The 22,259-nt window shown below is 63.0% G+C and carries 21 protein-coding genes; 9 read left to right on the top strand and 12 right to left on the bottom strand.

The window, feature by feature from the left end:
* Positions 1-213: 213 nt before the first annotated feature.
* Positions 214-723 carry a MarR family winged helix-turn-helix transcriptional regulator gene (locus tag JQ575_RS37895; protein WP_212038288.1) on the bottom strand — a complete coding sequence of 170 codons (510 nt, stop codon included), beginning with the start codon at positions 721-723 and terminating at the stop codon, positions 214-216.
* On the bottom strand, positions 713-1,345 hold the full coding sequence (gene maiA, locus JQ575_RS37890; protein WP_212038287.1) for a maleylacetoacetate isomerase: 633 nt from the start codon (positions 1,343-1,345) through the stop codon (positions 713-715). Before maiA ends, JQ575_RS37895 begins: the two co-directional genes overlap by 11 nt.
* A gap of 126 nt (positions 1,346-1,471) precedes the next feature.
* Here maiA and gtdA point away from each other — a divergent pair, with 126 nt between their 5' ends.
* On the top strand, positions 1,472-2,512 hold the full coding sequence (gtdA, locus tag JQ575_RS37885) for a gentisate 1,2-dioxygenase (RefSeq protein WP_212038286.1): 1,041 nt from the start codon (positions 1,472-1,474) through the stop codon (positions 2,510-2,512).
* A gap of 120 nt (positions 2,513-2,632) precedes the next feature.
* On the opposite strand, the gene JQ575_RS37880 is transcribed toward gtdA, so the two are convergent.
* From JQ575_RS37880 to JQ575_RS37865, 4 genes are all read right to left on the bottom strand, one after another.
* Positions 2,633-3,454, bottom strand: coding sequence for an ABC transporter permease (locus JQ575_RS37880; RefSeq protein WP_212038285.1), 822 nt, complete (start codon positions 3,452-3,454; stop codon positions 2,633-2,635).
* Positions 3,447-4,220, bottom strand: a complete 774-nt coding sequence (locus JQ575_RS37875; RefSeq protein ID WP_212038284.1) for an ABC transporter ATP-binding protein — start codon at positions 4,218-4,220, stop codon at positions 3,447-3,449. The genes JQ575_RS37880 and JQ575_RS37875 overlap by 8 nt, the downstream gene beginning before the upstream one ends.
* Positions 4,221-4,351: 131 nt before the next feature.
* A complete protein-coding gene (locus JQ575_RS37870) occupies positions 4,352-5,356 on the bottom strand; it encodes an ABC transporter substrate-binding protein (RefSeq protein WP_212038283.1) in 1,005 nt (334 codons plus the stop codon).
* 22 nt (positions 5,357-5,378) lie between these two features.
* Entirely contained in the window at positions 5,379-6,743 is a 1,365-nt protein-coding gene (locus JQ575_RS37865) for an FAD-dependent oxidoreductase (RefSeq protein ID WP_212038282.1), read from the bottom strand.
* Between the two features lie 111 nt (positions 6,744-6,854).
* Here JQ575_RS37865 and JQ575_RS37860 point away from each other — a divergent pair, with 111 nt between their 5' ends.
* Together JQ575_RS37860 and JQ575_RS37855 are read left to right on the top strand one after the other, a co-directional pair.
* Positions 6,855-7,739, top strand: coding sequence for a LysR family transcriptional regulator (locus JQ575_RS37860; RefSeq protein WP_212038281.1), 885 nt, complete (start codon positions 6,855-6,857; stop codon positions 7,737-7,739).
* A gap of 37 nt (positions 7,740-7,776) precedes the next feature.
* Positions 7,777-8,049 (top strand): hypothetical protein, encoded by a 273-nt coding sequence (locus JQ575_RS37855; protein WP_249167166.1) that lies wholly within the window; start codon positions 7,777-7,779, stop codon positions 8,047-8,049.
* Between the two features lie 9 nt (positions 8,050-8,058).
* On the opposite strand, the gene JQ575_RS37850 is transcribed toward JQ575_RS37855, so the two are convergent.
* Complete coding sequence (locus tag JQ575_RS37850) at positions 8,059-8,862, bottom strand: enoyl-CoA hydratase-related protein (RefSeq protein WP_212038280.1); 804 nt, start codon at positions 8,860-8,862, stop codon at positions 8,059-8,061.
* A gap of 172 nt (positions 8,863-9,034) precedes the next feature.
* Here JQ575_RS37850 and JQ575_RS37845 point away from each other — a divergent pair, with 172 nt between their 5' ends.
* Together JQ575_RS37845 and JQ575_RS37840 are read left to right on the top strand one after the other, a co-directional pair.
* A complete protein-coding gene (locus JQ575_RS37845; RefSeq protein ID WP_212038279.1) occupies positions 9,035-10,009 on the top strand; it encodes a ketopantoate reductase family protein in 975 nt (324 codons plus the stop codon).
* A 43-nt stretch (positions 10,010-10,052) separates the two neighbouring features.
* On the top strand, positions 10,053-10,835 hold the full coding sequence (locus tag JQ575_RS37840) for an SDR family oxidoreductase (protein WP_212038278.1): 783 nt from the start codon (positions 10,053-10,055) through the stop codon (positions 10,833-10,835).
* Between the two features lie 7 nt (positions 10,836-10,842).
* Here JQ575_RS37840 and JQ575_RS37835 read toward each other — a convergent pair whose 3' ends face one another.
* Together JQ575_RS37835 and JQ575_RS37830 are read right to left on the bottom strand one after the other, a co-directional pair.
* The gene (locus tag JQ575_RS37835; RefSeq protein ID WP_212038277.1) at positions 10,843-11,580 is read right to left on the bottom strand and encodes an aspartate/glutamate racemase family protein; all 738 of its coding nucleotides are present in this window, start codon (positions 11,578-11,580) and stop codon (positions 10,843-10,845) included.
* A gap of 36 nt (positions 11,581-11,616) precedes the next feature.
* The gene (locus JQ575_RS37830; RefSeq protein WP_212038276.1) at positions 11,617-12,303 is read right to left on the bottom strand and encodes an alpha/beta family hydrolase; all 687 of its coding nucleotides are present in this window, start codon (positions 12,301-12,303) and stop codon (positions 11,617-11,619) included.
* 276 nt (positions 12,304-12,579) lie between these two features.
* On the opposite strand from JQ575_RS37830, the gene JQ575_RS37825 reads away from it, so the two are divergent.
* Together JQ575_RS37825 and JQ575_RS37820 are read left to right on the top strand one after the other, a co-directional pair.
* Positions 12,580-14,403, top strand: coding sequence for a cytochrome c (locus JQ575_RS37825; protein WP_212038275.1), 1,824 nt, complete (start codon positions 12,580-12,582; stop codon positions 14,401-14,403).
* Positions 14,404-14,568: 165 nt separating this feature from the next.
* Complete coding sequence (locus JQ575_RS37820) at positions 14,569-16,317, top strand: NAD(P)/FAD-dependent oxidoreductase (RefSeq protein WP_212038274.1); 1,749 nt, start codon at positions 14,569-14,571, stop codon at positions 16,315-16,317.
* A gap of 19 nt (positions 16,318-16,336) precedes the next feature.
* Here the strand turns inward: JQ575_RS37820 and JQ575_RS37815 are convergent, their stop codons facing one another.
* Positions 16,337-16,579, bottom strand: coding sequence for a hypothetical protein (locus JQ575_RS37815; protein ID WP_192739296.1), 243 nt, complete (start codon positions 16,577-16,579; stop codon positions 16,337-16,339).
* Between the two features lie 288 nt (positions 16,580-16,867).
* On the opposite strand from JQ575_RS37815, the gene JQ575_RS37810 reads away from it, so the two are divergent.
* Positions 16,868-17,830, top strand: coding sequence for an alpha/beta hydrolase (locus tag JQ575_RS37810; protein ID WP_212038273.1), 963 nt, complete (start codon positions 16,868-16,870; stop codon positions 17,828-17,830).
* 105 nt (positions 17,831-17,935) lie between these two features.
* Positions 17,936-19,219 carry a serine hydrolase gene (locus JQ575_RS37805; protein ID WP_212038272.1) on the top strand — a complete coding sequence of 428 codons (1,284 nt, stop codon included), beginning with the start codon at positions 17,936-17,938 and terminating at the stop codon, positions 19,217-19,219.
* 111 nt (positions 19,220-19,330) lie between these two features.
* Here JQ575_RS37805 and JQ575_RS37800 read toward each other — a convergent pair whose 3' ends face one another.
* A complete protein-coding gene (locus JQ575_RS37800) occupies positions 19,331-21,013 on the bottom strand; it encodes a methyl-accepting chemotaxis protein (RefSeq protein WP_212038271.1) in 1,683 nt (560 codons plus the stop codon).
* 214 nt (positions 21,014-21,227) lie between these two features.
* The gene (locus JQ575_RS37795; RefSeq protein WP_212038270.1) at positions 21,228-22,199 is read right to left on the bottom strand and encodes a LysR family transcriptional regulator; all 972 of its coding nucleotides are present in this window, start codon (positions 22,197-22,199) and stop codon (positions 21,228-21,230) included.
* Between the last annotated feature and the right edge of the window lie 60 nt (positions 22,200-22,259).

Here is a 22,259-nt window from a genome sequence, read left to right as displayed (position 1 = left end):
AACGACCTCCCATAAACCCCGCAACGCCCGCCTCGATCGCCTCATCTTAATCGAGGCACCAAGACTTACGACCCATACGCCGCGGCGGGTCTTGCCTTGGAAGGTCTTTGAGGCCAGCGTTCTTATCGATAGGACACGGCGTATGGGTCCCGGATCGGCGCTCGCTATGCTCGCTTGTCCGGGACGACACCGGTGATCAAGCAAGCCGCCCCCTCAACCTGACTTTCCCAAATGTTCGAGCGCGTCCTCGGCGCGCAGCGGCACCCGCGAGGCCTCGTTGTTGAGATCGACGAGCTGCGTCATCAGCGCCAGCAACACCTTGCGGTCGGCGGCCTTCAGCGGCTGCAGCATCCGCGCCTGCGCGCGCTCGACTGATGGCATGATCTCGCGCAGCGTGGCCGCGCCCGCCTTGGTCAGATAGAGCAGTTTGACCCTCTTGTCTTCTCGCGCGGGCTTGCGCTCGACCAGGGCTTTGGATTCCAGCCGCTCGATCACGTTGCCGAGCGTCGAGCGGTCGAACGCGATCACCGCCGAGAGCCGCGTCGCGTCGATGCCGGGATGGGTGTGGATCGAAACCAGCGCGGCATATTGCACCGGCGTCAGGTCGAACGCCCGGCATTCCTCGACAAAGATCGCGACCGCGATCTGCTGCATGCGGCGGAACAAATAACCGGGCGCCGCGTAGACGGCGTCCATCGTGATGGCTGCGGGCTTACTCGGCATCGGGCTGCTTGTCCGGTGCGGCGTCGGCGAACGCCTTGATTTCCTTCGCCGCGGCTTCGGCCTGAAGCAGGCGGGGGAATGCCGAGACATCCACCCCAAAGCGCCGTGCGTTGCCGAGTTGCGGCACCAGGCAGAGATCCGCCATCGTCGGCATCGCGCCAAAACAGAATGGGCCAGCTTCAGCGGCAACCAGGGCTTCGCAGGCCGTCAGCCCCTCACGGTTGACCCAGGCCGCCCACTCCGTCACCTTCTCTTCGGGCAAACCAAGCCCACGCAATCGATTCAAGACCTTGAGATTCTGTACCGGGTGAACGTCGCATGCCAGCGCCATTGCAAAGGCGCGCACCTTGGCGCGGCGCAGCGGATCCTTCGGCAGTAGCGGCGGCTCCGGATAGGTCTCGTCCAGCCATTCGATGATGGCAAGCGATTGGGTCAGCACCGTGCCGGCGTCATCTTCCAGGGTCGGGACCAGACCTTGCGGATTGATGGCGAGATAGGCCGGCGCGCATTGTTCGCCCTTGCGAAGATGCTGCGGCAGATGATCGACGCTTCGTCCCTTGAGATTGAGTGCGATCCTGACCCGATAGGCCGCCGCGCTGCGAAAATAGCCATGCAGCTTCATCGGAACCTCCCCTTGATTTTGTCGTTAGGGCCCGCAGCCCGCATTGACGCTAGCCAGATTGTAAGTATGCTGTCAATTAGGCGGGATGACAAGAACCGGACTGAGAAAAATAACGGGAGGCTGACCATGGAAGCCGTGCAGAAGACCCCGGAACGCGAGGCGTTCTACAAGAAGATCGACGGCGAGAACCTCTCCGCGCTCTGGAACGTGATGGGCGATTTGATCACGCCGGAGCCGCGCAGCGCCTGCCGGCCGCATCTGTGGAAGTTCGACCAGATCCGCGACTACATGACCGAGGCCGGCAAGCTGATCACCGCCAAGGAAGCCGAGCGGCGGGTGCTGGTGCTGGAAAATCCGGGCCTGCGCGGCCAGTCGAAGATCACGACCTCGCTGTTTGCCGGCGTGCAGATGGTGGTCCCCGGCGACGTCGCCCCGGCGCACCGCCACAGCCAGTCGGCGCTGCGTTTCGTGCTCGAAGGCAAGGGGGCGGCAACCGCGGTCGACGGCGAGAAGACGCTGATGGAGCCCGGCGATTTCGTCATCACGCCGTCGATGACCTGGCACGATCATTCCAACGAAACCTCCGAGCCGATGTTCTGGCTCGACGGGCTAGACATTCCGATGGTGCAGTTCTTCGACGCGTCCTTTGCCGAAGGCTCGAACGAGGACCAGCAGAAGATCACGCGACCTTCCGGCGACAGCTTTGCCCGCTACGGCCGCAACCTCCTGCCCGTCGACGAGAAGCGAAAGTCGAAGACCTCGCCGATCTTCAACTATCCCTACAGCTACACCCGCGAAGCGCTGGAGCAGGCCAAGACCCGCAACGAGTGGGACGCCTGCCACGGGCTGAAGCTGAAATTCTCCAATCCCGAGACCGGCGATTTCGCGATGCCGACCATCGGCACCTTCATCCAGATGCTGCCGAAGGGTTTTAAAACGGCGCGCTATCGTTCGACCGACGCCACCGTGTTCGCGGCGATCGAGGGCAAGGGCCGCACGCGGGTTGGCGATCAGACGTTTGAATGGGGCGCGCGCGATCTGTTCGTGGTGCCGAGCTGGCAGTGGGTCACCCACGAGGCCGACGTGGACTCGGTGCTGTTCAGCTTCTCCGACCGTCCGGTGCAGCAGAAGCTCGATTTGTTCCGCGAAGACCGCGGGAATGCGTGAGAGAACCGGGCTCTATCCCCGTCATGGCCGGGCTTGACCCGGCCATCCACGTCTTACCCGCTGCGGGTAAGCAAGACGTGGATGCCCGGGTCAAGCTCGGGCATGACGAGTCTGAAAAACTCACCGCCAGTGCAGCAGCCGCGCCTCCAGCAGATTAATCCCCTTCCCCACCACCAGCCCGAACACCGACAGGATCACGACGCCGGCCAGAAGCTGATCGGTCTGCATCAGATTGCCGGCCTGCAGTACGAAGGCGCCGATGCCGTATTGGGCGCCGATCATTTCCGCGCTGACCACCAGCAGCAGCGCGACCGACGCCGTGATACGAAAGCCAGCGAGGATCGAGGGCAGCGCGCCCGGCCAGATCACGCGGCGCACGATCAGGTGGAACGGCACATTAAAACTCTGCGCCATCCGGATCAGATTGCGGGGCACCGCATCGACGCCGCTATAGACCGAGATCGCGGTGGAGAAGAACACGCCGAGCGCGATGGTTGCGATCTTCGGCTCCTCGCCGATCCCAAGCCACAGGATCAGCAGCGGCAGCAGCGCGATCTTCGGAATCGGAAACAGCGCCGAGATGAAGGTGATGCCGACGCCCCGCGCCAGCGTCGACAGCCCGATTCCAAATCCGACGATGACGCCGGCGATGGTACCGAGGATCCAGCCCGATCCGATCCGCATCACCGACCAGGACAGATGTTGCCAGAGCGCGCCCGATAGCGCGAGCTTGTAGATCGCGGCAACGATGGCCGAGGGCGGCGGCAGGAACAGCGCATTGACCCAGCCGGCGCTGCCGGCGAGTTGCCAGAACGCGATCACCAGCGCGAGCGCGATCCAGCCCGAATAACGTCCCGCGCTTGGCGTAAAGCCCGCGCCGCGAAACGCCACCGGCCGCGGCCTGGTCTCGTCCTGCGTCTCCTGCGGCGCGCGGTCAAGCATGCTGGACCTCGCGCTCGGCGTCGATCGCCTCCTCACGGATCAGCGACCACAGATCATTCTGTATCGCGAGCAGTTTTCCGCGGGCATTGATGTCGCCGCGCTCGTCGCGCGTCATCGGGATGGACACGACCTCGCGGACGCGGCCGGGGCGGCGCGACAGCACCACGATGCGGTCGGCGAGCCGCACGGCTTCCTCGAGATTATGCGTCACGTAAACCGCGCCCATCGAACCGTCGGCGAGCAAACGGATAAAATCCTCCATCAGCAATTCGCGGGTCTGCGCATCCAGCGCCGACAGTGGCTCGTCCATCAGCAGGATCGCCGGCCGCACCGCGAGCGCCCGCGCAATGCCGACACGCTGGCGCATGCCGCCGGACAATTGCTTCGGGTAGGCGCCGCGAAAGTCGGTGAGCCCCGTGCGGCGCAGCGCGTCGTCGACCACGGCGCGGCGCTCGCTTTTCCCGAGCGCCGTGTGTACCAGCGGAAACTCCACATTGGCTTCCACCGTGCACCAGGGCAGCAGCGCAAAATCCTGGAATACAAAGGTCAGCGGGTTGAGGCTGCCCGCCGGCGGCGCGCCGCGCAGTTCGGCCTGGCCCTCGCTCGGCCGCAGCAATCCCCCCAATATCGACAGCAGCGTGCTCTTGCCGCAACCGGACGGCCCGACGATCGCCACCACCTCACCCGCGCGCACCGTGAACGAGACGTTGTCGAGCACGTCCAGCGTACCGAAGCGGTGGCTGATATGGTCGGCGATCAGGTCCATGTAGTCCTTATATCCCGAAGTTGGTTTTCGCCGTCATGCCCGGGCTTGTCCCGCGCATCCACGTCTTATCGGTACAGCTGCAAGGAAGACGTGGACGGTCGGGTCAAGGCCGGCCATGACGAAGGTGCCCGTCAATCCGCCTTCACATATTCCTTGGCGATGATCGCATCCACGCCGAATCCCTTGTCGACGAAACCCTGTTCCTGCAACCAGCTGATCTGGTTGGCGACGTTCTTGACGTCGAGTTTGCCGTCGGGATCGATATAGGCGCAATTGCCGACCACCTGCTCGACCGGCAGGATGGTGTATTTGGCGATGATCTCCAGCAGCGGTTTTGTCTTGTCGTTGATCGCGGCCTTGCCGTCCTTCACGGACGCCAGGATCACGTCATGATATTCGCGGTCGGCGCGGACCAGCGCGCCCAGCAATTTCGTCACCAGCGCGTTGTTGGTCAGCGCCTTCGGCGAAGCGAACACCGCGCCGAGCTGCCAGGGCGTCTCGTCGCCGACCCAGCCGAGCAGTTTGGCGCCATCGGAATCGATCAGCGTGCGCGCGGTCGACACCGGCAGCAATGCAGCATCGACGGTCTCGCCCTTCAACGCCGCGGCGGCGTTCGACAGCGACTGCAGCGGCAACACTTTGATGTCCGCGAGCTTGAAGCCGTATTTGTCGGCGAGCAGCCCCAGCGAATAATGGAAGCTGGAGCCGACCTGCGTCACCGCGATGCGTTTTCCGGCGAGATCCTTCGGCGTCTTCAGCCCGGCGGCATAGGCGTTGTTGCTGGCGAAATAACCGATCAGGGGATAGCCGGCCTTCTCGCGGCTCATGCCGCCGATCACCTTCAGCGTGCCTTTGCCGGCGAGATTGTAAAGTCCCGCCGTGAACGCGGTGACGCCGAAATCGACATCGCCCGAGGTGGTCGCCACCGCGATCGGCTGCGCCGCGTCGAAGAATTTCAGCTCGATGTCGAGGCCAGCCTCGCGAAAGTAGCCCTTGTCCTGCGCGATGAACACCGGCGCCGACGAGGACAGCCTGAGCACGCCGATCTTGGCCTTCAGCGCGTCATCGGCCCGCGCGATGCCGCTTGCCGCGATCGCCAGCAGGGAAGCCAAAGCGAGCCGTGCAAATCCCGTCATTCCGTTTCCTCCGTAACTTCTCTTACAGCCCTTCGGGTACGTCCTGGCCGCGGCCAATGAAGGCGCCCTGTTGTTGCAGTGCTTGTTGCAACTTTTCAACGGCAATGTCGCGTGGAATCGTGTTGCCTGAAAGCGCCAGGTCGGCAGCGATCCCAACCGCCTCGCCCATCGCAAAGCAGGCGCCGGAAACCCGCGCCGCCGACTGGCCGTCATGCGTCATCGAGGCGCAGCGCCCGGCCATCAGCAGATTGTCGATACCCTCGGGCACCAGCATCCGATACGGCAGCTCGTTGAAGCCGCGCGATTCCGGGATCGGCGGGAACTTGAAGACCACATCGCCCGCGACATGCGACTCCATCGGCCAGCCATTGACACCGATGGAATCCTCGAACGAGGCGCAGCCCAGCACGTCCTCGCCGGACAGCATGTAGCCGCCGACGACGCGGCGAGTCTCGCGGATGCCGAGCTGCGGCGGCAGATCGACGATGTAGGATTGTTCGAAGCCGGGCACGGTGCGCAGGAACTCGAATGCCTGCACCGCCTGGCGGCGGCCCTCGATTTCGCCGCGGGTCATATCGTCAGGCTCGAGGCCGTTCACCGCCGTGCCGTCCTCGCGCGCGAGTTGGGTAAAATTCACCCGCCATTCGACGGCGTGGCGCTGCGGCCGCACAATCGCGGCCTTGCGCGGAAACTTGTGTGTGCCTGCGGCCTCGGCCTTTTCCATCAGCGCCGGAATGGTCCGCCAGGCGTCGCCGGCTCTTTCGGGATCGATGCCGTTGAGGCGGAACATCATCGAGGGGTACATCGTGCTGCCGGCATTGTCGCCGACCTCGAACGGCGCGCCGGCCCAGGCCGCGAGATCGCCGTCGCCAGAGCAATCGATATAGATGCCGGCGCGCACCGCCTGCCGGCCCGCCTTGGTTTCCACCATCAGCGCATCGATGCGCCGCTCGCCATGCATCACCACGCCGGCGCCGAGCGCATGAAAGAGAATGTCCACCTTGTGCGCAGCCAGCAGATCGTCGGCCGCGATCTTGTAGGCCGCGGTGTCATAGGCCTGCGCGAAGATCTTGCCCAGGATCAGATGCGGCGCGTTCAGCCCGCCGAGCCGGTCGATTCGATCCAGCAGTTCGGTCGCAATGCCCTGCACCACCCGGTGCATCTCGCCATGAACATTGGCGTGCAGCCCGCAGAAATTGGTGACGCCCGCCGCCGTGCCCATGCCGCCGAGGAAGCCATAGCGCTCGATCAGCAGCGTGCGCCGCCCCGCGCGCGCTGCGGCCACGGCGGCCGCGATGCCCGCAGGCCCGCCGCCCAGCACGACGACGTCATATTCGCCATAGATCGGTATTTGGCGCGCTGGTTCTTCGATCACATTGGCCCGCACTGGCGGCGCTCCCATTCCCTTGAATTTTGTTAGGTAGCACTATCAATTAACGCGAAGCGGACTACAATCCAGAAAAAAGTGCGAACACCTTTCTCGAATCGCGAAAAGCGGATGGATACGCTCGTCAACCTTCAGGCCTTCCTTGCGACCGCCGACGCCGCCGGCTTCTCCGCTGCCGCGCGCAAGCTCAATGTCTCGACCTCCGTGGTGGCCAAACGCGTCAACCAGCTCGAGGACCAGATCGGCGCCACGCTGTTCCATCGATCGACACGTCAGTTGCGGCTTACCGAGGCCGGGCAGCAATATGTCCATCGCGCGCGCAGCGTGGTGGCTGACGTCGGCGATCTCTTGTCACGCATGGGCGAAAAGGGTCCCGATCTCATCGATCATCTTCGCATCAAGGCGCCGACCTCGCTGACCATTGCGCGCCTCGCCGATGTCTTCAGCGCCTTTCAAACGCAAAATCCGCGGCTGAAACTTGAGATCGTCCTGATCGACCGACCGGTCGATCCCGTGACGGAAGGATTTGACATCGCCATCGGCGCATTCCCGCATTCCTTCGGCGGCGTGGTTGACGAACCCTTGTGCCAACTCAAACGCCTGCTGTGCGCCTCTCCAGGCTATCTCAAAGCCCACGGCGTGCCGAAGCACCCGCGCGATCTGGTCGAGCATCGCTGCCTAAGCTTTCTGCCCACCGGGCCGGAGTGGATGTTCGACGGACCACGTGGCCGCATCACCGTCCAGGTGCGCCCACTGTTGAATTCGAACGAGGGTCACGTTCTCGTAAAAAGTGCTATCGCGGGCAATGGTATTGCCTTCATTTCACACTATCTCGCCGCCGACGCGCTGCGCGACGGAACGCTGCAGGTGGTGCTCCCGGAATTCCCGATCCCGGATCTATGGGTCAAAGCGACCATCCCGGAGCGACGCGCCAACGCTGCTGCAATCCAGGCTCTGCTGAGAGAGTTGAAGCACGCGCTGTCACCGGTGCTATGATCGCCTGCGTTCCAGCAAGAGCAAAGGACTGACCATCTTGAAACTCCTCGTGCTCCTCGCGTCTTGCCTCTTATTCGTCGCCTCTCCCGCGCTTGCGGAGGTGGAAACATGCCGGTTTATCCAGGCCAAGCCCGAACGCGAGGCCTGCTACGCGCGGCAGGAAGCGGCGCTGGCCGCCAAGCGCAAGCCCGAACCCGCCATTACCGACACGCGCAGCACCGACGCCCGCATTATCGAATCGCTGCAGCAGATGCGCCGCGACGATGCCGAGGTCTACCGGAGTGTGAACGGCATCTGCCGGGGCTGCTGAGTCGCCAAACTATCCCTTGCCCGAGCCCCAATTCGCCGCCCGCTTTTCGGCGAACGAGGCCAGCCCTTCGGAAGCCTCCGACGTACGTCGCCGGTCCGAATGCATCTTCACCAGCCGCGCATAGGCGTCATCGTCGACACTCATGCCGCCAAAGGAGCTTTCGAGCGCAAGCGCCTTGGTTTCGGCCAGCGCCTCGGGGCCGTTGGCCAGCAATTGCTCCACGACTTTGGCGCCGGCGGTCTCCAGTTCCGCCAGCGGCACCACCTCGTGCACCAGACCAATGCGGCGCGCATCTTCGGCGCCGAAGCGCTCGCCGGTCAGCGCGTAGCGGCGCACCTGACGGACACCGATGGAATCGCAGAGCTGCGGAATGATGATCGCCGCGGTGAGGCCCCAGCGGACTTCCGTGATCGAAAACACCGCATTGTCGGCGGCAATCACCACGTCGCAAGCCGAAATCACGCCGGTGCCGCCACCGAAACAGCCACCCTGCACCAGCGCCACCGTCGGGATCGGCAGCGTATTGAGCCGCTGCACCGCCTCGAATGTGGCGCGCGACACCAGCTCGTTCTCGGCAGGCGATTTCGGCCGCACGCCATTGATCCATTTCAGGTCAGCGCCGGCCTGAAAATGCTTGCCGTTGCCCTTCAGCACCGCGACGCGCAGGTGAGACTTCTTGCCTAATTCATCCATCGCCGCGAGCACGCCGTTGATGAGCCCGGCATCGTAGGCGTTGTTCACTTCCGGGCGATTCAGCGTGACCGTCGCGACGCCGCGTTGATCGAGATCCCACAAAACCGGATTGGCAGACATTGACGGTCCTTTTTTGGTTGCAGTTGTTTCGTCAGGCAATATGCCGACACACCGGCGATTGATCTATCCCTTTCCGTGATGCCTGCGATGCAAACGGCATCGGCGGTTGCGCTGCGGTGCAAGCTTGTGGAAACTAGTGCCTCACGGTTCCCCTCAGCAGGACATCAACTCGATGCGGATATGCGTTTTCGGTGCGGGCGCCGTCGGCAGCCATTTCGCGGTGCGGCTGGCGCTGGCCGGACACGACGTTTCCTGCGTGATGCGCGGCCCGCACCTCGAAGCCGTGAGGGCCAACGGCCTGACGCTGCGTGCCGGGGAGGCCGAGTTCAAAGCCGAAGTGAGCGCCTCCGACAACCCCGCTGATCTCGGCCCGCAGGATGTCGTGATCAGCACGCTGAAGGCGACGGGCGTAAGCGCGCTCGCCGCCGGCCTGCAACCGCTGTTGCGCGATAATACCGCCGTGGTCTTGGCCCAGAACGGGATCCCCTGGTGGTACGATATCGGACTTTCCGCAAAACATCCGCCGACGCCCGATCTTGGCTTCCTCGACGCCAACAGCCGGCTGCGCGCCGCGATACCCAGGGAACGGATCATCGGCGGCGTGATCTATTCATCCAACGAGATCATCGCGCCTGGTGTTGTCGCGAATCTCTCGCCTGATCGGAACCGTCTCCTGATCGGCGAATGCGACGACCGCCACAGCGAGCGGATCGCGCGGCTGCGCACGGCGCTCAATGAAGCTTCTATTGAATCGCCCGATGTCGCCGAGATCAGGGAAGCGATCTGGTCCAAGCTCCTGACCAACATGTCGATGTCGGTGCTGTGTCTGCTTACCGGCCAGACCGCCCGCGGCGTCCGGGACGAGCCGGCACTCGCCGAGGTGATCCCGCGTTTGCTGGATGAAGCCAACAGCGTCGCCCAGAGCTGTTACCCCGAGGTCAAGCGCGTCACGCGCTCCGGCCCCGCGCCCGCTCACAAGCCGTCGATCCTGCAGGATTTTGAGCTCGGCCGCGCCATGGAGATCGACGTGCTGGTCCGCGCGCCCGCCGCATTCGCGCGGGCGGCCGGACTTTCGACGCCGATGCTCGATTTGATGGCGGGACTTGCAATTCGGCAGGCGCGCGACAAGGGGCTTTACCTGACTTGAACACCACGCGCGGAACACGCCGAACAAAGAGGGAAGCTGCAACATGAACGTCAAAGGCAAGGTCTGTGTCGTTACCGGCGCCGCGAGCGGCATTGGCGAAGCGGTCGCGCGTGCTTATGCCGAGGCCGGCGCGCGTGGCGTGGTCGTTGCCGACCTGAAAACCTCGCGCGACCGGCTGGCTGCGGTCGCCGGCGACATCGACGGATTGGCCGTCACCGCCGACGTCGGCCTTGAAGAAGACATCAAGGCGCTGATCGCCGCCACCGAGGACAAATATGGTCCCGTGGATGTGTTCTTTTCCAACGCCGGCCTGTCACGCAAGGGACAGGAAAGCGCGTCCGATGCCGACTGGGACGTCAGCTGGCGGGTCCATGTCATGAGCCACGTGTTCGCGGCGCGCGTGCTGGTGCCGGGCATGCTCGCGCGCGGCTCGGGCTATCTGCTCAACACCGCATCCGCCGCTGGCCTGTTGGCGTCGCTGAATTCGATGCCCTACGGCGTCACCAAGAACGCCGCGGTGGCGCTCGCCGAGCATCTCGCCATTCAATATGGTGATCGCGGCATCCGCGTGTCGGTGCTTTGCCCGCAGTCGGTACAGACAGGCATGACGACGCCCGGCCCGAGCGCCGCGCGGGTCGATGGCGTGCTGCAGGCGCCCGAAGTCGCCCGCATGGTGATCGAGGCGATGGAAGCCGAACGGTTTTTGATTCTGTCGCACCCGCAGGTCGCCGAATACATGCTGCGCAAGGCGTCCAGCCGCGAGCGCTGGCTGGCCGGCATGCGGCGGCTGCGCGACAAGATCTACGGCGCGCCGCAGTCAGGCTGAAGCCTTCTCAATTCTTCTCGCTCTTGGGCGCGAACGGTGCCAGCAGGCCGGTGTAGTCCTTTGCGCCCGGCAGCGCGTAGGAACCGCGCCGCGATGTCTTGAGCCTCAAGCCGACCAGCGCCTCGGCCTGCTTCACCGCGGCCGCGACGCCGTCGACAACAGGGACACCGAATTTTTGCGAGAGTTTTGCGGCGAGATCGGCCATCCCGGCGCAACCGAGCACGATCGCTTCCGCGCCCTTGTCGAGCGCTTTCGCAATCTCGGCGTCGAGTTTCTCTTCCGCGCCGGAGCCGGGCTTCTCGAGATCGAGCACCGCGACATTGCAGGCGGTGACATGCGCCCGTTCCGCAAAACCGTAACGCCGCACCAGCTCTTCCAGCGGCACGATCGAACGCGGCAACGTGGTCACTATTCCGATGCGTTTTGCCAGTTGCCCCGCCGTCAGCAGCGCGGCCTCGCAAATCCCGACCACCGGAAACGGCGCGACTGACCGCGCGGCGTCGAGGCCGGTGTCGTCGAAACAGGCGATGATGCCGGCATCGGCATCCCTTGCGTTCAACAGCGCCTCGATCAGGCCGGGGACAGCAAAAGCCTCGTCATAAAATCCTTCGATCGAGACCGGCCCCATCGCCGACGTCACGTCGACGATCTCGGTGCCTGACGCTGCGACCGCGCGCGCGGCCTCGCCGATGGTTTTCGTCATTGACGCGGTGGTGTTCGGATTGACGATGAGGATCTTGGCCATAGGCCTGATTAGCATCCGCGACGCGCTTCGCCAACGCTATCCTGCGCCGATCTTGCCGGCCCACGCCGCGAACGCATCCAGCACCTCGGTCATCACCTCGCGGTCGTTGCGGCCTGAACTCTTCAACACGTGGAAGGAATGATCGGCCGCATCAACCAGGTGCAGCGTCGCCCGTTTGCCCAGCCCTTTGACGACAGGGTTAAGCAGGCTCAATTCCGCCAGCGCGTCGCGCGTCCCCTGCAGGAACAGTATGGGGATATCGACTTCAGCAAGATGCTTGGCGCGGTCGCTGGAAGGCTTTCCCGCCGGATGCAGCGGAAAGGCAAAGAAGGCGAGCCCGCGAACGCCCGGCAAGGCATCGATCGCCTGCGCCTGCGAGGTCATGCGCCCGCCGAAGGATTTGCCGCCCGCGATCAGCGGCAGCCCGGCGCAATTTCGCGCCGCTTCCGCCACCGCGGCCCGCACGGCGGCGTGTGCCACACCAGGCGAATCCGGCCGCTTGCTGCCCTTTTCCATGTAGGGAAACTGATAACGCAGCGTCGCGATGTCGCGGTCGGCAAGACCTGTCGCGATCGTCTCCATCGAGGCATGGGCCATGCAGGCGCCCGCCCCATGCGCGAACACGTAACACGCGCGCGCCTGCGGCGGATGGATCAGCAACGCGGACACCGGGTCCGCAGAGGTGATTTCGATCTTGAGCGGTTGCGCGGTGGCGGCTTTCAAATCGGCGATCCCGGGATATGCTATTCCTTGATTCTACATTCAGGGGCGGCGCGTGCAAACGCGTTCGGCGAACCCACCCGGCGGATTCGAAACGGCACCTTCCGCTGCAGCAAAACGGCACAACGCGCGAAATCGGCTTTATGGACAGCCAGCTCATGCTACTATAAGATGGCAAAATATTTGATCGCACGCCAAGGCTGAGTACGGGTTTGGCGATTTTTTAATGAGATACGCATATTTCGCGCTCAAGCGGCGCAATTGAACAAGGGGCTGATCATGCGGGGCAGGACCAAAATTGTTATCGCAGCCTTGATCGCCGCCGCCGGCTACGTCGCCTTCAAGGACGACATCGCAAAACTCTGGGAAAATCTTCACGTCAGGATCGCGGAATACCCGCAGCCGAAGAAAACCGTCTGGCTCGACCAGGGCATCAGCAAAGAAAAACTCAGCTGGTTCTACCACGCCGACCAGGGAACGCGGACCTTCGGCATGCCCTATGAATGGTTCATGGCGCTGGAGCAGCCTGTCATCCCTTGGCTGGTCTTCACCGACGCCGGCCCCTTCAACGACCCGGCCTATCTCGATCGCTACGGCTTCATTCCGGACACCATCATATCAGGCAAGAACGCGCTGCCGATCGGCATTGCGCAGGGCGGTCCGATGCTCGACCCGTCGGGCGCGCCATGGCGCAACCCGCGCAACAAACAGGACATGACCGGCGTCGGCCTGACCTGCGCGGCCTGCCATACCGGACGGTTCACCTACAAGGACACCGCTGTCATCGTCGACGGCGGGCCGGCACTGACCGACCTGTTCAAGCTGAAGCAGGGAATGGGTGTGGCGCTGCTCTACACGCGGCTGATCCCCACGCGCTTCGACCGGTTCGCCGAACGGATCCTGGGGCCGGACTCGGCGGTCGCGGATCGCGATATCCTGAAGTACCAGATCGACCAGGTCCTCAAGCAAATGAAGGCCGTCAAGAATCTCGAGGAGGCCGTCGCTTCCCAGAGCGTCCTCGAAGGCTATGGCCGGCTGGACGCGCTGAACCGGATCGGCAATCAGGTGTTTTCAATCGACCTGAAGAAACCGGAAAATTACGCGGGCTCCTCTGCGCCGGTGCATTACCCGCGGATCTGGAACACGCCGTGGTTCGATTGGGTGCAGTATAACGGCTCCATCATGCAGCCGATGGTGCGCAATGCCGGCGAAGCGCTGGGCGTATCGGCCGAGCTCAATCTGCTCGACCCGTCGAAGGGCCTGTTCAAAACGAGCGTCGACATCGACAGGCTCAACGAAATGGAGCAAATGATCGCAGGCGATCCGCCGAGCCTGGAAAAAGGCTTCTCGGGTCTGAGGTCACCGCGCTGGCCGAGCGACATCCTGCCGGCGATCGACGAAAAGCTCGCGGCACAGGGCGGCGAACTCTACAAGGTGCATTGTCAGGAATGCCACCGGCCTCCGGTCTCGACCAAGGCGTTCTTCGATTTCAACAACAAGGATTGGTGGACCAAGAACGAGACCGGCCAGCCGGTCCTCAAGATCGAAAATATCCCGATCGAGCATATCGGCACCGATCCTGCCCAGGCCGCGGATATGATCGCCCGGAAGGTCGCGATTCCCCCGCATCTCGGTATCGACAAGAGCGATTTCGCCGACGCGCTCAGGCTCCTCGTCGCGAAGACCGTCAACGTCATCTATGACCAGCGGAAACTGGACGACAAGCAGCGCAACGCCATGAACGGCAATATGCCCAATGAGATCCTGGGCGAGCTGGTCTACAAGGTCCGTCCGCTGAACGGGGTTTGGGCGACCCCGCCCTACCTCCACAACGGCTCGGTTCCAAATGTCTACGCACTGCTGTCTCCGGTCGACGAAAGGCCGAAGAAATTCTATCTCGGCAACCGCGAGTACGATCCGGTGAATCTCGGCTACAAATACGACAAGCTCACCAACGGCTTCGAATTTGACACCTCGATCCGCGGAAACTGGAACACGGGCCACGAATTCGCCGACAAGCCGCCGAAGACCAAGGGCGTGATCGGCAAGAAACTGGCTCCCGACGAGCGCAAGGCGATCATCGAGTACCTCAAGACGCTCTGAGACATGATGCCGCGCAGGCCGGACCGGCTCCGGCCGCGCTGCAACACGCTTGCGGAAACGAACGGGCCACGACCGTGCGCAACCCGCCCATGCGGTGGCGCGATTGACGGTTTGCGCGCTTTGGTCTGATGTAGACACAGCTTTCGTCTTCATCGGGAAAAGCGCATGGCTGCGGGCAAGCAAGATCAACAACAGCGTCCGGCCGAAGTTGATACGGTGTTTGACGCGGTCATCGTCGGCGCCGGGTTTGCCGGCATGTACATGCTGCACCGACTGCGCGGGCTTGGCTTCACCGCGCGGGTCTATGAGGCCGGCGGCGGCGTCGGCGGCACCTGGTACTGGAACCGCTATCCCGGCGCGCGCTGCGACGTCGAGAGCATGCAGTATTCGTTCTCGTTCTCCGAAGAACTCGACCAGCAATGGGACTGGTCGGAGAAATACGCACCGCAGCCGGAAATCCTCGCCTACGCCAATCATGTCGCCGACCGTTTTGATCTCCGCCAACACATCCGGTTCGACACCCGCGTCACCGCTGCAAGCTTCGATGAAGCCGCCAAAGGCTGGCGCATCGAAACCGACCGCGGCGACAAGGTGTTCGCCAAATTCTGCATCATGGCGATCGGCTGCCTGTCGGCGGCAAACCATCCGCCCTTCAAAGGACGCGAGGATTTCAAGGGGCCAGTTTATCACACCGGCGAATGGCCGCATGAAGGGGTCGATTTCACCGGGCTTCGCGTCGGCATCATCGGTACCGGATCGTCGGCGATCCAGTCGATTCCGATCATCGCGCAGCAAGCCTCCGCGCTTACCGTATTTCAGCGCACCGCGACCTATTCCGTGCCGGCCTGGAACGCAAAACTGACGCCGGAGTACCGCCGATCGATCAAGGCGGATTATCCGGCGCTTCGGGCGAAAGCGCGGGCGCGGCCGACCGGCTTCTATTTCCCGTTCAACATGAAGCCGGCGCTGGAGGCCTCGCCGGAGGAACGCGAGCGGCAATATGAGGAAGCCTGGGAACGCGGCGGACTGCCGTTCCTCGGCGCCTTCGGCGACCTCTTGTTCGAGAAGGAAGCCAACGACACCATCGCCGAATTCGCACGCAACAAGATCCGCGGCATCGTGAAGGATCCCGCGACCGCCGAGCTGCTGTGCCCCTCCAACGTGTTCGGCTGCAAGCGTCTGTGCGTCGATACCGGCTATTTCGAAACCTATAATCTACCGCACGTAAAACTGGTCGACGTCTCGAGGACGCCGATCGAACGCTTTACAAGCAAAGGCATCGAAGTCGACGGCACAGAATATCAATTCGACGCCATCGTCTCCGCGACCGGCTTTGCAGCAATGACCGGCTCGTTCGACAAGATCAGTATCACCGGGCGCAATGGGCAGACGCTCGCCGAAAAATGGCGCGCCGGCCCCCGCGCCTACCTCGGCGTCGCGACCGTGGGCTTCCCCAATTTGTTCACCATCACCGGGCCGGGCAGCCCGTCAGTGCTGGCGAGCATGATCCAGGCGATCGAACAGCATGTCGACTGGATGGCCGACTGCATCGCGCATATCCGCGACATCGGCGCTGCTACAATCGAGCCCATCGAGCAATATCAGGATGAATGGGTCGAGCACGTCAACGAGGTGTCAAAGATCTCGCTGCGGTCGACCTGCAGTTCCTGGTATGTCGGCGCCAACATCCCCGGCCGCCCGCGCGTCTTCATGCCCTATATCGGCGGCTTTCCGATCTACGTGCAGAAATGCAACGAGGTCATGAGCAACGGTTTTGAGGGTTTTGTGATCGACGGCGCCGACCCGCGCAACGAAGCACCGCGCGTGCGGCTGACCGAGCGCTGGCGTGTCCCGCTCGACATCGACGTCATTTCACCCGCGGCGGTCGCCGCCCGGCGCGTACCCGTGGTTTGAGGCGCTTACTCTGGAGTGCCTACCTGGAGACCACCAGCCGCAACCGCGGCTTGATCGTCTCATCGAGTTCGGCCTTGAGCTCGTGCACGCGCGGATCGTCGGAACGCGCGGCACACACCGAGTATTGATTGACTGAACGCACCAGCGCGCGGCGCTCGTCGGCCCGCTTCGTCACCTGCGGGCTGGACAGCCTCAGAACCATTTGCCCGAGCTGCACCAGCAACTCGTCGATCGCCCGGTCTATCGCGGCAACTTCCTTCATCGCGCGTCTCCTTCCAGAGGAGCAATGAACGGCAAAGCCAGCCGTTCCTCGCACAGGCCTGATGGATAATCAGCCGTAAACGGGGAACCAGCCTACCAAGGCGCGCGCAAATTCTGCTTGATGGAATTCTTCGCAATTTAGCAAACTCGGCAGCATTCCCGTTCGATGTTGCGTCGCCAAAACTGAGCTGGCGCAGCAGCGCGGTATCCCATAGCCATGCGGCAAACGTAATTGCGGCAGCTTTGCGCGCGACCTAAGGTGCGGCCTGTCCAACGCGAGGCATTCTGCATGGTTACGCCGCTCGATCCCGTCATCGCCCAGATCATTCCGCTGTTGCCGCTGCGCGATCCCACGACGATGACGCCGCAGAGCGCGCGCGATGCGCTTCGCGCGCTGGCGGATGCCCGTGCCGCGGTGCCGCCGCCTCCGGTCGCGAGTGCCGAAAACATCAAGGTCAAGGGTGCTGCCGGTTTCCTTGCCGCGCGGGTCTACCGCAACACGGAAGACAAATCACCGACGGTGGTGTTCTTCCATGGCGGCGGCTGGGTCGCCGGCGATCTCGAAACCCACGACCGGCAAGCGCGCCTGCTTGCGATCGAGACCGGCGCCGTCGTCATTTCAGTCGACTACCGGCGGCCGCCCGAGGTGCGCTTTCCAGGCGCGTTCGAGGACGCGTTCGCCGCCATCAGGGACATCGTCGAGCGCATCGCCGAGTTCGGTGGCGACATCAAGCGCGTGGGCGTCGCCGGTGACAGCGCCGGCGGCAATCTGGCGGCGGTGACCGCAATCGCCTGCCGCGATGCCGGCATCAAGCTCGCAGCGCAATTACTGGTCTACCCCGTTACCGACGTGTTCGGCAATTTCGCGGATACCAACGAGAACGCGCGCTTTCCCTCCCGCGCTGAAAACGCCGAGGGCTACTTCCTGTCGCGCGCCGTCATGGAATGGTTCTGCGGCCATTATCTTGAAAGCGCCGCTGACGGCGCCGACTGGCGCGTCTCGCCGCTACGCGCAAAAAGCCTCAAAGGGCTGGCGCCCGCGGTCGTCACCACGGCATGGTTCGATCCGCTCCGCGACGAGGGCAAGGCCTATGCGGATGCGCTCGTCGCCGCCGGCGTCGCCACCAAATATTATGACGGCCCGGGCCTGATCCACGGCTATTTCGGGCTCGGGGAAGCCTCCGAAGCAGCTAGACGCGAAGCGCAACGCGCCCGCGCCGATTTCAAGACGCTGCTGGAAGCGGGCGCATAAAGCCTTGTCAGCACGATCGAGCTAAGCAACTATCCCGCTACATCGGGCCACCGTCAGGTGCGGCCGGGTCGTTCGGACGTGAAGATCCGATCAGGGAGGATAGATATGCACGCATCCATCCGTTTACGCGGCATTGCCGTCACCGCATTTTTGCTCGCGGCCATCTCCGGCGCATACGCCGAAGGCCCCATCACCGCCAAGCCCGAGGAGACCGGTTTTTCGAGCGCAGGGCTCGCGCGCATCGATGCCTATCTCAAGAACGAAATTGCCACGGACAAGATTCCCGGCGCGATCATGATGATCCAGCGCAACGGCAAGACCGCCTATTTCAACAGTTTTGGCGTTCGCGATCCCGGCACCAAGGCGCCGATGACGCCTGACACCATTTTCCGCATCTATTCGATGACGAAGCCGATCACGACGGTGGCGGCGATGATGCTGGTCGAGGAAGGCAAGCTGCAGCTCGACGAGCCCGTGTCCAAATACATCCCGGCTTTCACCGACGTGAAGGTCGGCGTCGAAAAGAAGGGCGAGGACGGCAAGATCGGACTCGATCTGGTCCCGCCCAGGCGACCGATGACGATCCAGGATTTGATGCGCCACACCTCCGGCCTGACCTACGGCGTCTTCGGCGATGGCGCCGTCAAGAAGCTCTATCGCGAGGCAAACCTGTCCGAGGGCGATCCTGACAACGCGCAGTTTGCCGAACGGCTGGCCAAATTGCCGCTGGTCTATCAGCCCGGCTCGACATGGGAATACAGCCAATCGACCGATATCCTCGGCCGCGTCATTGAGGTGGTCTCCGGAAAATCGCTCCTTCAGTTCATGAAGGAGCGCCTGCTCGATCCGCTCGGCATGACCAATACGACCTTCTATGTCACCGATACGGCCAAGCAATCCCTGATCGCCGAACCCTTTCCGAGCGACCGCAAGATCGGGCCCGGTGCTGACATGGGCGACCCGCGCGTCGCGCGAAAGTACGAGTCCGGTGGCGGCGGCATGGTGTCCACCATCGGCGATTATTCGCGCTTCGCCGCGATGCTGGCCAATGGCGGCACGCTCGATGGCAAGCGATATCTCAGCCCGAAGACTGTCGCCTATATGGGCTCGAACCATATCGGGCCGGGATCAGGCGTGACCCCGGGACCCGTCTATTCGCCGGGACCCGGCTTCGGATTTGGGCTCGGCTTCGCCGTCCGCACCGACGCTGGTGTGAGTCCGATCGAGGGATCGGTTGGCGAGATGAGCTGGTCAGGCGCCGGCGGCACGACCTTCTGGATCGATCCGAAAGAAAACATGTTCGTCGTCTTCATGTCGCAGACGGTCGTCCACCGCGGCAGGCTCCGCATCGCTCTGAAAAATATTGTCTACGGCGCTTTCGAAAAATAGGGATCATCGAGCGACCGTCAGGCAAGATTCCGCTTGCGCAGAGCGCATGGACGCGCGCGCCTTGAGCCTGAACCAGAGCTGCGGTCTGATTCAAACAGAATCGATCGTGCTCTACGCCGCCCGGACGCCGGCCAGGAAGCTCGACACTTCGTCCTGCAGCGCCTTTAGCTTGCGGCCGAGCCGGTCGCCGGACTGCAGCACCATCTGCGCTTTCTCGCCGGTTTCCGTCGTCGCCGTGGTGACGTCGGTGATGTTCAGCGAGACCTGATTGGTACCGGCCGCGGCCTTCTGAACGCTCGAGGCGATTTCCTGCGTCGCAGTGCCCTGCTGTTCGACAGCGGCCGCAATCGAGGACGAGATCTCGTTCACTTCCATGATCGTCGAGCGAATGCTCTGGATGTTTTCGACCACCTGCTGGGTCTCGGCCTGAATGGCGTTGATCTGCGCGCTGATCTCTTCCGTCGCCTTGGCGGTCTGGCTGGCGAGCGACTTGACCTCGCTGGCGACCACCGCAAAGCCCTTGCCGGCTTCGCCGGCTCGCGCCGCTTCGATGGTGGCGTTGAGCGCCAGCAGATTGGTCTGCGAGGCGATGTCATTGATCAGGCCGATCACTTCACCGATCTTGTGGGCGGCAATCGCGAGGCCCTGAACGGTCTCGTTGGTGCGCTGGCCGTCGGCGGCGGCCTTGTCGGCGATCTGGGCGGCGTGACCGACGCGCTGGGTGATCTCGGAAATCGACGCGGAAAGTTCTTCGGCGGCCGACGCCACCGTCTGCACGTTCGACGACGCCTCATGGGAAGCCATCGCCACCGCCTTGGAGCGGTCGCTGGCCTGGCTGGCGGTATGGGACATCCCTTGCGCGGTGCCCTGCATTTCGCTCGCATCCTTGATGACGTCACCGACGACGGCCTGAACGCTGGCTTCGAACCTGCTGGCCAGATCCATCATCGATTTGCGCTTCTCGGCATCGGCCTCGGTCTTCAGCTGCGCCTGCTCGGCGTGCATCTTGGTCACCGCCTCAGCATTGTCCTTGAAGACGCGCAGCGATTTGGCGAGCGCGCCGACCTCGTCCTTGCGCTGCGTATAGGGCACCTCGAAAGCGGTATCGCCGGACGCCAGCCGGTCGGTCAGGTTGGTGATGGTCGTGAGCGGCCGCGTCACGCTGCGGCCAATGAAGAACGAGCTGATCAGCACCAGCGCGAACACGGCCAGGCACACCAGCGCGAACATATGGGCGGTCTGCCGGAACACCACATCGACGTCGTCGAGATAGATGCCGGTGCCGATGATCCAGCCCCAGGGCGCGAAGCCCTTCACATAGGAAATCTTCGGCACCGGTTGGTCGAAGCCGGGTTTTGGCCAGAGATAGCTGTAGAAGCCGGCGCCCTTCGACTTCACGACGTCGACGAATCCAATGAACAGCCGGTTGCCGTTCGGATCCTTCATCTCGCCGAGGTCCTTGCCGTCAAGCTCGGGCTTGATCGGATGCATGATCATCTTCGGCGACATGTCGTTGATCCAGAAATACTCGACCTTGTCGTAGCGCAGGCTTTTGATTTCCTGGATCGCCGCCTTCTGCGCGTCGTCGCGCGACAGCTTTCCGTCGGTTTCCAGCTTCTGGTAATGGGTCAGGATGCCGTTTCCGATGTCGACCATCTGCTGCGTCTTGACCTGACGATCCGTCATCATCTGCCCGCGCATGGTGTAGAGCGCGATCGGGGCCATGACGACCATGCCGGCAAGGCTGAGACCAATCATGACGGCAAGCTTGAAGCTGATGCGGGAAAAGAACATCGGGTCAAATCCTGGGCCTGAGACGGGAAAACGACTGCCTCAATATAGACAGGACTTGTTAGCGAACTTTTAAGCATGCGCTGGGCGACTGCAGGGACTCGGTTGTATTGATATTGTTGAGCTTTGTGGTCGCCCTGGAACACCTGAGCACCCGGCCGGCGTTACCCGTTTCGCGCGGCAGCCAGGTGTTGGGGCGTGTTTTCGTGCCGATCGCTCAAATGGAATGCTTTGGCTTGCGTGTTCTGGGCGCCTTGATCTGGTCGAGCGCCGTGACAAGCCAGGCAACGCCTGCATCCATCATTGCAACCTTTGGGAGAACCGCATTGATGGCGAAGTGCGGCAGCGCGATCGGCGCCTTGATGGCGACAATTCCAAAGCGCGGACCATGCATCTCGACGAACCGTCGCGGCAACGCCGACACCAGATCGGTTTCAGCCAGCACGCCGAGGGCAAAGGTGAAGTTCGGCACCGTCAATGCAACGCGGCGCGACAATCCTTGCCGGGCGAGTTCGACATCGACGAAACCATAGGCATCCCCGGTATGCGAGACGACCAGATGCTGCATCTCGCAGTAGTTCCGCAAGCGCGGCGCTTTCTGAAACGGGTGTCCCGCGCGCGCGGCGATGACAAACTCTTCCTCATAGAGCGTTTGCTTGTGGAATCGCAGCGGCACATCGTCGAACGGGATCACGGCAATATCCATGTCCCGCGCTTCGAGATCAGCCAGCGCTACCTTCCAGGCGATATCGGGCGTGGGCTGGCCCTGCGTCGGTAGAATCTGGCGAATGCCGATGTCGATTCCGGGCGCGGTCTTCCCTAACGTTTCGAGCAATGGCGGCAGAAACACCACCGACGTTCCATCCGGCGCGCCGATGACGAAGCGGCGGGTCGAGCGCGCCGGATCGAACGGCGCGCTGCTCGACACCACGCCCCGGATACGCGTCAGGATTTCGGAAACGGGCGCCGCGAGTTCACTGGCCCGCGCCGTCGGCACCACGCCCTTGGGCGTCCTGAGAAACAAGGGATCATCAAGCAGCTTACGCAGGCGTCCGAGGCCATGGCTGACCGCCGATGGCGACAGGTTCAACCGCTCGGCGGATCGGCCGGCGTGGCGCTCCTCCATCAGGATTTCGAACAGCACCAGCAGGTTCAGGTCGGCCCTGGATAGATCAGTTCTGTTCATCATATCGATGAAATCATATCATTTTATTCACCTCTGATGAAGTGGCAAATGCAACCCGTCGGA

The sequence above is a fragment of the Bradyrhizobium sp. JYMT SZCCT0428 genome, from assembly GCF_018131075.1.
Taxonomy (GTDB): domain Bacteria; phylum Pseudomonadota; class Alphaproteobacteria; order Rhizobiales; family Xanthobacteraceae; genus Bradyrhizobium.
This window is presented reverse-complemented; position numbering and strand designations above follow the sequence as displayed.